The 7,887-nt window shown below is 58.0% G+C and carries 9 protein-coding genes; 7 read left to right on the top strand and 2 right to left on the bottom strand.

Features of this window, described 5'->3' with window-relative positions; genetic code table 11:
- Positions 1 to 182: 182 nt before the first annotated feature.
- Positions 183 to 1,076: a DNA replication terminus site-binding protein gene (locus GWQ22_RS08005; protein ID WP_275929971.1), complete on the bottom strand. Its 894-nt coding sequence runs from the start codon at positions 1,074 to 1,076 to the stop codon at positions 183 to 185.
- A 521-nt stretch (positions 1,077 to 1,597) separates the two neighbouring features.
- On the opposite strand from GWQ22_RS08005, the gene GWQ22_RS08000 reads away from it, so the two are divergent.
- The 7 genes from GWQ22_RS08000 (at position 1,598) to GWQ22_RS07970 (ending at position 7,460) form a co-directional block, all read left to right on the top strand.
- On the top strand, positions 1,598 to 1,807 hold the full coding sequence (locus tag GWQ22_RS08000) for a DUF1127 domain-containing protein (protein ID WP_042036623.1): 210 nt from the start codon (positions 1,598 to 1,600) through the stop codon (positions 1,805 to 1,807).
- 278 nt (positions 1,808 to 2,085) lie between these two features.
- Positions 2,086 to 3,111, top strand: a complete 1,026-nt coding sequence (astE, locus tag GWQ22_RS07995) for a succinylglutamate desuccinylase (protein ID WP_275929970.1) — start codon at positions 2,086 to 2,088, stop codon at positions 3,109 to 3,111.
- Between the two features lie 268 nt (positions 3,112 to 3,379).
- A complete protein-coding gene (gene pdhA / locus GWQ22_RS07990; RefSeq protein WP_212514226.1) occupies positions 3,380 to 4,474 on the top strand; it encodes a pyruvate dehydrogenase (acetyl-transferring) E1 component subunit alpha in 1,095 nt (364 codons plus the stop codon).
- Positions 4,475 to 4,553: 79 nt separating this feature from the next.
- Positions 4,554 to 5,537 (top strand): alpha-ketoacid dehydrogenase subunit beta, encoded by a 984-nt coding sequence (locus GWQ22_RS07985; protein ID WP_042036401.1) that lies wholly within the window; start codon positions 4,554 to 4,556, stop codon positions 5,535 to 5,537.
- Positions 5,534 to 6,634 carry a dihydrolipoamide acetyltransferase family protein gene (locus tag GWQ22_RS07980; RefSeq protein ID WP_275929969.1) on the top strand — a complete coding sequence of 367 codons (1,101 nt, stop codon included), beginning with the start codon at positions 5,534 to 5,536 and terminating at the stop codon, positions 6,632 to 6,634. Before GWQ22_RS07985 ends, GWQ22_RS07980 begins: the two co-directional genes overlap by 4 nt.
- 204 nt (positions 6,635 to 6,838) lie before the next feature.
- A complete protein-coding gene (locus GWQ22_RS07975) occupies positions 6,839 to 7,048 on the top strand; it encodes a cold-shock protein (protein ID WP_005331438.1) in 210 nt (69 codons plus the stop codon).
- A 106-nt stretch (positions 7,049 to 7,154) separates the two neighbouring features.
- The gene (locus GWQ22_RS07970) at positions 7,155 to 7,460 is read left to right on the top strand and encodes a hypothetical protein (RefSeq protein ID WP_042036407.1); all 306 of its coding nucleotides are present in this window, start codon (positions 7,155 to 7,157) and stop codon (positions 7,458 to 7,460) included.
- On the opposite strand, the gene GWQ22_RS07965 is transcribed toward GWQ22_RS07970, so the two are convergent.
- The gene (locus tag GWQ22_RS07965; protein ID WP_042036408.1) at positions 7,447 to 7,695 is read right to left on the bottom strand and encodes a TIGR02647 family protein; all 249 of its coding nucleotides are present in this window, start codon (positions 7,693 to 7,695) and stop codon (positions 7,447 to 7,449) included. The two genes, GWQ22_RS07970 and GWQ22_RS07965, sit on opposite strands and share 14 nt — an antisense overlap.
- Positions 7,696 to 7,887 lie beyond the last annotated feature (192 nt).

Genomic DNA, 7,887 nt, shown 5'->3' with positions numbered 1-7,887 from the left:
GATTGGCGAGGCCGATACCCTGGAAAAGCTCGAAGCCCTGCTGCCATGGAACGTCCCGCTGGAGCCGATTGCAAAAAAAGTGGCGCAATACGGTAAAGGCAAGTAGGTCGATTTAACGGCGCTTACGGTATCTGACGGCGCCATTTGGAGATTGTTGGCAAGGAGAGTCTGCTGACCCACGGCTACCCCTGATAGAGGTAGAGATGCAGCCGCTCTATGATGGGCTCACCGCCAATCTTGCGATCCCGCCGCGCTTGCCGCAGCTTGGGCGGGTAGTGGCCAAGGTGGGTGACGCCGGGCTGTGTGTCCGAGCAGAGCAGCAGGGGCAGGCTCGCCTTGAGCTGCTGCTTGCGGGGTTCCCGGTCCTGCCAGAGCAGGTTGATCATGGGGTGGGTCTTGACCGGTCGCCGGATCCTGAGCTCGGCATCGGCAGGCAGGCGGCGAAGGTCATAGACCTCCTGATCCACCATCTTGCTCCACTCCTCGTTGTTGGAGAGCGCCGGTATGTAGCGGCGGCTGCGCTCCAGCATCTCCAGCACCTGCACCCGGCTGAGGCGATTGATGCTCTGCTTGTCGGCCCAGGTAAAGCCGAGAGAATGCAGCTCTCCCTCCAGCAGGGTCAGCTTGCGGTAGACCTGCAGGGTGATCACCCCGGGCAGGGCCCTGTGTACCAGCTCGAACTTCTCATCGCGCCCGCCGGCCTGTTGCACCAATGTCTTGAAAGCGAGTTTACGGGTGTTGATCTCGTCTATCAGTGGGCGCAGCTGGCTGGCACTGGCGGCAGAGAAGCGCAGCCAGCCCGGCAGGCGGTGGGTAGCCTTGGTGGAGCAGCCGGGGCGAGCGCTGTGATCCTGATAGGCCACCAGGGTGGCCGCCAGCGCTTCCTCACCGCCCAGATAGCCCACGTCTATCTGCTCGATGGGTTCGTGCTCCTGCCCCTGGGGTACGGCAGGAAGGGGATAGACGTGGGCCTCCAGCAAGGGGAGCTGCTCCACTTGTCGGGTCAGGTGGGCCAGCGCCTCTTCGAGCGCGTCCATCTGTTGACGCAGGGCGGCAGTCGGCGTAAATGTGTCCATCGGCATGTCCTGTGGTCGCCCCTGTTACATCTTCTAAAGAGAGTTGGCAGGGGGTTGGCTGAACTACTGTATAAATAACCATACCAGCATGCCGGAAGTGCGCCAAGCGTCTCCTTAGCGGTGTGCTTGGCGAGGGCGAAAAGCGATAGCCGCTTTAGGGTGTTTTTTTGTATCTATTTGTTAAATAAGGATCAATAAAAGATCCATTAATTAACAACTGAATGTAAACCCCAGGTTGCCTTCCTCGCCTCAGGAGCCCGTGACTGCATAGGCAAGACAAGAAACTGCATAGTTAGAGACATGCCATGCAGGAGAATATGCTGTTGCGCTTTCAGGTGGAATGAAATGGTTATTTAATATTTTAAAATCAATATCTTATGTTTTTTAGGCTGACGATATTCACTATTAGCTTTACTAATGTGTTGTATCAAAATTCGTCAATTGAGTCGCCCGTTCCTCCTGACTAAGCTTTGCGCAACAAATTCGCACCCCGCGCAGACATCATCAAGAGGAGCCACATCATGGCCAACATGGCTTATACCGAGGTAGGTTACCAGCATTCCAGCCAATCGAATCTGGTTGCTCGCGTCAAAATGACAGTGCTGACCTGGCTGGAACGCAGCCGCAGCCGTCGCCAGCTCTCCGAGTTGCCCGAGTACCTGCTCAAGGACATCGGCCTGAACGAATCTGATCGCTATCAAGAGACCACCAAGCCGTTTTGGCGTGGTTGATCAGCCGGGCATGGATGCCTCGTTTTTCTGCTTATCCTGATCTTCCTCTGTCTACCGGCCTGACGCCGGTGCGTGAATGACTGCCTGATATTTTCTCGTCCCTGTCGCTTGCTCTCCTCTTCTCGCCGTTCCCTCGTTTACCCCATGCCTTGCCGACTTGTCGTTATCTGTCGCCATATTTGTATCCTTACTGTTTGAATTTGTTTAAAAACTGATTTTAAGCCCTCACGCCTTGCGTATAATCCGCTCATAGCGTTATTGACAAAAGGGTGAGATGGATGATTCCCCAGCATGACTTTTTGGCCCTGACTCGTCGCCATGAGTGGCAGCTTGAGCCCTTCACATTTGACCTGCCTGGTGGCACCCGGGTGAGCGTGTGGGATACAGGCGTGCTCTGCCTGGAGCCTGCGAAAGGGGGTGATGGGCAGCCGGGGGGGCGCAAGGACATAGTGCTCTCTTGCGGCATTCACGGCAACGAAACCGCCCCCATCGAGATCTGCAACCAGTTGCTGACCCGGCTGCTAAGCGGTGAGCTCAGCGCCCGTCATCGTGTGCTGTTCCTGTTTGGTAACCCGGCCGCCATGAACCTGGGATTGCGGGAGGTGGAGGAGAACATGAACCGGCTCTTTTCCGGTGCCCACAGCAAGGGGGAGGGGCTGTGCAATCAGGAGCGCATTCGCGCCATGCGCCTCGAGCAGTATGTGAGCCGCTTCTTTGCCGATCCGGCCCGGCCCCGTTATCACTACGATCTGCACACCGCCATTCGGGGTTCACGCCACGAGAAGTTTGCTGTCTACCCTTTCCCTCATGAGCGGCCGCACAGCAGGGAGCAGGTGCAGTTCCTCGGTGCTTGCGGGGTGCGCACCATACTGCTCTCCAGCGGCCCCACCACCACCTTCAGCTATTACAGCTCGCACCAGCATGGTGCCCATGCCTTCACGGTGGAGCTGGGCAAGGTGCGCCCGTTTGGTGAGAACGACATGACCCGCTTCATCGAGACCCGTCAGGCCCTGCAGGAGCTGGTGACTAAGGATGAGGTGGTGCTCGAGCCCTGGCGCGCGGATGACTTCACCCTTTTTGCCATCGACCGGGTGATTAACAAGCAATCGGCCCAGTTTCGTTTCCTGTTTGCCAGCGATGTGGACAATTTCACCGAGTTTCCCCAGGGATTTGTGCTGGCTGAGGATGGGGCGCTGCGCTACACGGTAGAAAAGACGCGGGAGGCAGTGGTCTTCCCCAACGCCAATGTGGCCATAGGTCAGCGCACCGTGCTGCTGGTGGTACCGACCCGCTTGTGGGAGTGAACTGATCCTTTCCTGCGCCCGCCACCTGCGTACCGTGGGGCCGGTGGCATCCATTCCGTGGGATTGATCCCGCACCAGCCCGAAAAGGGAGCCCAAAGCGGCTCCCTTTCTCGTCTCTGCTCAGCCGAAAAGTTCAGTGTCTTTCTGAAATTAAAGAAGTTTCTACTGGTCTTACCTGGTTAAATTATGTTGCCCTTTGATTAACATGTTATTTACATTCTCAGGGTCACCTCATGGTGGTGACGTTAACAACGGCAAGGAGCCAGTTATGACCCATGTCGACATCCCTTTCCTTCGTTACCTCGATGAGGAAGGGCGCCCGGTCGCGACACTGCCGACCTGGCTGGACAAGGCGATACTGCACACCTTCTACCGCAACATGGTGATGGTGCGCAGCTATGACAAGAAAGCGATAGCGCTGCAGCGAACCGGCAAACTCGGCACGTTTCCCTCCCATTTGGGAGCCGAAGCGGTCGGGATAGGCGTCGGTCTTGCCATGCAGGAGCAGGATGTCTACGTGCCTTACTACCGGGACATGCCCACCCTCTACGTGCGGGGCGTGCCCATGGAGAAAAACCTGCAATATTGGGGCGGGGACGAACGGGGTTGTGTCTTTTACAAGGCCGATGGCGAGCTGTCGGAGGACCTACCCATCTGCGTGCCCATCGCTACCCAGATCACCCATGCTGCCGGCATAGCGGCGGCCTTCAAGTTGCGCAACCAGCCTCGCGTTGCCGTGGTCACCATAGGTGACGGCGGCACCTCCAAGGGTGACTTCCTGGAGGGACTCAACTGCGCTGGAGTTTGGCATCTGCCCATGGTGATGATCATCAACAACAACCAGTGGGCCATTTCTGTGCCGCGCAAGTTGCAGTCGAGCGCCCCCACCCTGGCCCAGAAAGGGATGGGGGCAGGGGTGCGCAGCATTCAGGTTGACGGCAATGATGTGGTGGCCGTCTATGATGCCACCCGCATTGCCGTGGAGCGTGCGCGCGCCGGCAAGGGCCCGACCCTCATAGAGGCAATCAGCTATCGGCTGGGGGATCACACCACGGCCGACGATGCGACCCGCTATCGCGATGCCGCCGAAGTCGAGGCCGCCTGGGCCAAGGAGCCGGTCAAGCGGCTGCGCCAGTTCATGGCCGAGCAGGGCTGGTGGGATGAGCATCAGGAGCAGGCGCTGCTGGCCGAGGCGAGCCGGGAGGTTGATCGCGCCGTGGCTGCCTATGAAGGTACGGCCCCGCAGGCGCCGGAAACCCTGCTCGACTATCAATTTGCCGAGTTACCCAAGGATTATCGCGGGCAGCGCCAGCGCATCATTGCCAAGGGCATGCAGCGCCACGCTGGGGGGGAACACTCATGATCGATGAGATGGGACTGCAGGATGCCATCAAGCCGGCGTGGTGTGGCGACATGGCACGCAATGGGAATGGGGAGGCAGCATGAGTGAAATGACACTGCTCGAGGCGATCAATCTGGCGCTGCATCACGAGATGGAGCATGACCCCGATGTGGTGGTGCTCGGTGAGGACGTGGGGGTCAACGGCGGGGTGTTTCGCGCCACCGTCGGCCTGCGCGACAAGTTTGGTTTCAAGCGGGTGATCGATACGCCGCTCGCCGAGGGGCTGATCGCCGGGGTGGCCGTCGGCATGGCGACCCAGGGGCTCAAGCCGGTGGCCGAGTTCCAGTTTCAGGGCTTCATCTTTCCCGGCATGGAGCAGATCATCTGCCAGGCGGCGCGGATGCGTAACCGCACCCGTGGCCGCCTCTCCTGTCCCATCGTTTACCGCTCTCCTTATGGCGCCGGTATCCACTCGCCGGAGCATCACAGCGAGAGCGTCGAAGCCCTGTTTGCCCATATTCCGGGGCTGCGGGTCGTGATCCCCTCCAGTCCGAGGCGGGCCTATGGCTTGCTGCTGTCGGCCATTCGCGACCCGGATCCCGTGATGTTCTTCGAGCCTGATCGTATCTATCGCTCCATGAAGTCGGATGTGGTGGATGACGGTGTCGGCCTGCCGCTGGACGTCTGCTTCACCCTGCGGCCGGGACGGGATATCACCATGGTTGCGTGGGGAGCCTGCATCCAGGAGGTGATGCGAGCAGCGAGCCTGCTGGCGGAACAGGATATCCAGTGTGAAGTGCTGGATCTCGCCACCATCAAACCCCTCGACATGGAGAGCATTCTGGCCTCGGTGCGCAAGACGGGGCGTCTGCTGGTGGTGCATGAGGCGTGCGGCAGCTTCGGCGTGGGCGCAGAGATAGTGGCGCGGGTCACCGAGGAGGCGTTGACCTCTCTCAAGGCACCGCCAAGGCGCCTTACCGGGGTGGATGCCGCCGTGCCCTACTACCGCAACGAAGAGTATTACCTCATCACCGAGCAGGATATCGCGGACGCGGCTCATCAGCTGATGGAGAAGTGGCTATGAAATTTTTCAAATTACCGGATCTGGGCGAAGGCTTGGCCGAGGCCGAGATAGTCGAATGGAAGGTGAGTGCCGGCGATACAGTGAGTGTCGATCAGGTGCTGTTGTCGGTAGAAACCGCCAAGGCACTGGTGGATGTGCCCTCGCCGGTGGCGGGGGTGATCGCCAGGTTGTGCGGGCAGGAGGGCGACATACTCCACATCGGTGCGCCGCTGGTGGAGTTCGAAGGTGGCGAGGATGACGGCACTGTGGTTGGCAAGGTCAGTGCTCATCAACAGCATATTGAGGACCACTTCGTGGTGGGTGCCATCGCCCCGGGTGGCAGCCTGGTACAAGCCATGCCTGCCGTGCGCCTGCTGGCGCAAAAGTTGGGACTGGATATCGACCGGATCAAGGGCAGTGGCAGCGCCGGTATGGTGACAGAGCAGGACGTGCAGAGCGCCTTCGAAGCGCTGCAGAGCAGCGGCAACGAATTTCTCAAGGGCTCGCGCCGGGCCATGGCCAAGGCGATGGAACTCTCCCATCAGACAGTGGTGCCGGTCAGCATTACCGACGAGGTAGATCTGCGTCACTGGCGGCCGGATGAGGATGTGACGGTACGCCTCATCAAGGCCATTGGCGTTGCCTGTCGTGCTGAGCCCTCCATGAACGCCTGGTTTGACGGCGATACCCTCTCAAGGCGGCTGTTCAGCGAGGTCAACGTCGCAATCGCGGTGGACTCCCGGCATGGGCTCTATGTGCCAGTGATGGAGAACGTGGCAGAGCGGGAGGGGGCGGACATCCGGCAGGGGCTGGATCGCATGATCGCCGATGTGAAAGCGCGTGCCGTGCCGCGGGAGATGCTGCAGGGAGCGACCATCACCCTCACCAACTTCGGTGCTATCGCCGGTCGCTATGCCAGCCCCATAGTGACGCCACCTCAGGTCGCCATCATTGGCGCCGGCAAGTTGTTCGAGAAGGTGGTGTTCATCCACGGTGAGGCTCGTCCGGTCAGGGCACTGCCATTGTCGATGACGTTTGACCACAGAGCTTGCACTGGCGGTGAGGCTGCACGCTTCCTCAAGATCCTGGTTCAGGCACTGGAAGCTCCCGCGCTATAAACCCTTGTGCCCTGCCGTCGGCAGGGCACAAATTTGTTTGCGTAATCCCCAAAGCCACGTATAATCTAAATCAGCTTGAAAGGGCGAAAGTTATGTCAATGAATATGATGTTTTACATCTTTTCCTGTTGTTCATAAGTTAATCCCGTTTTTGAGCTTTATCCGCTGAAAAGCATAAGTAATTATTTGAATACAGGTTATAGATATGTCTAACATGATCACCGGTACCGTTAAGTTTTTCAACGAAACCAAAGGTTTTGGCTTCATCCAGCAAGAAAACGGCCCGGACGTTTTCGTTCACTTCAGCGCTATCAGCGGTAACGGTTTCCGTACCCTGGCTGAAGGTCAGCGCGTACAGTTCTCTGTGACCCAAGGTCAGAAAGGCCCGCAGGCTGAGAACGTAACTGCTCTGTAATTCTTACAGAATTTAAGAAAGCCGTGGTGCCTCTGGTTCCACGGCTTTTTGTTTATAGGGGTTTTTTAGGCTTGTATCGACCTCACTTTCACCGCCGTCTCTCACCATGATCCCATCACTCCTACTGGCCGCCAGCCTGCTCATGTCCGTCGACACTGAGGCACAGAATGCGTTTGCCACCGAAGCGAAAGCCGTGTGTCAGCAATTTGTACAAGTTCGCCTGGGAAGCATGAGCATACCCGATGAGATCAAGGCTCAGCCTTTGCCGAAACGGGAAGGTGAATGGATGGTCGATGGCAAAATAAAAGGACCCGAAGGTCCTTTGTTGTTTGCCTGTCTGTTGCGGCAGGGCTCACGCTGGGAGTTGCTCAACTTTTCACTCTGGGCCCCGCAGGCGATCAAAGCGGTTTGAGTGCGACGATCAGATGCTGCAGATGCTCAACCATGGTCATGCCAAAAGGAGTCAGGTAGCCGCCATCTTCTGCGCTGATGAGACCTTGCTGATGCAGGCGTACAGCTGCCTGGCACAGCTCGTCAGACATGTCACTGCGCAACTTGATCCCCAGGCTCATGTTGGCCGGATCAAAGCATGCCAGTATTTTCAAGTCGTTTATAAAGTCGTTAGAAATCTGGTCGATCCCAATCATGAATGCACTCCTTACGCTAAAGATGTATGCAAACTAGCATTCCCGGATCCACTTTAGTGGGCGCTGGTTCAAACTATTGGGCTTTCTCTGGCGTCCCCCTGCCTGAACGCTGTTTTTTTGGGCATTGCCCTCCGATTTGAGCCGTGAAAATGTGAGTCCGCTCGCCAGCAGTCAAACATGATAGGATAAGGG

The organism is Aeromonas sp. 1HA1 (assembly GCF_029237385.1).
Lineage (GTDB): Bacteria > Pseudomonadota > Gammaproteobacteria > Enterobacterales > Aeromonadaceae > Aeromonas > Aeromonas popoffii.
Note: the sequence above shows the minus strand (reverse complement) of the source record. Positions and strands in the feature narration are given on the sequence as shown.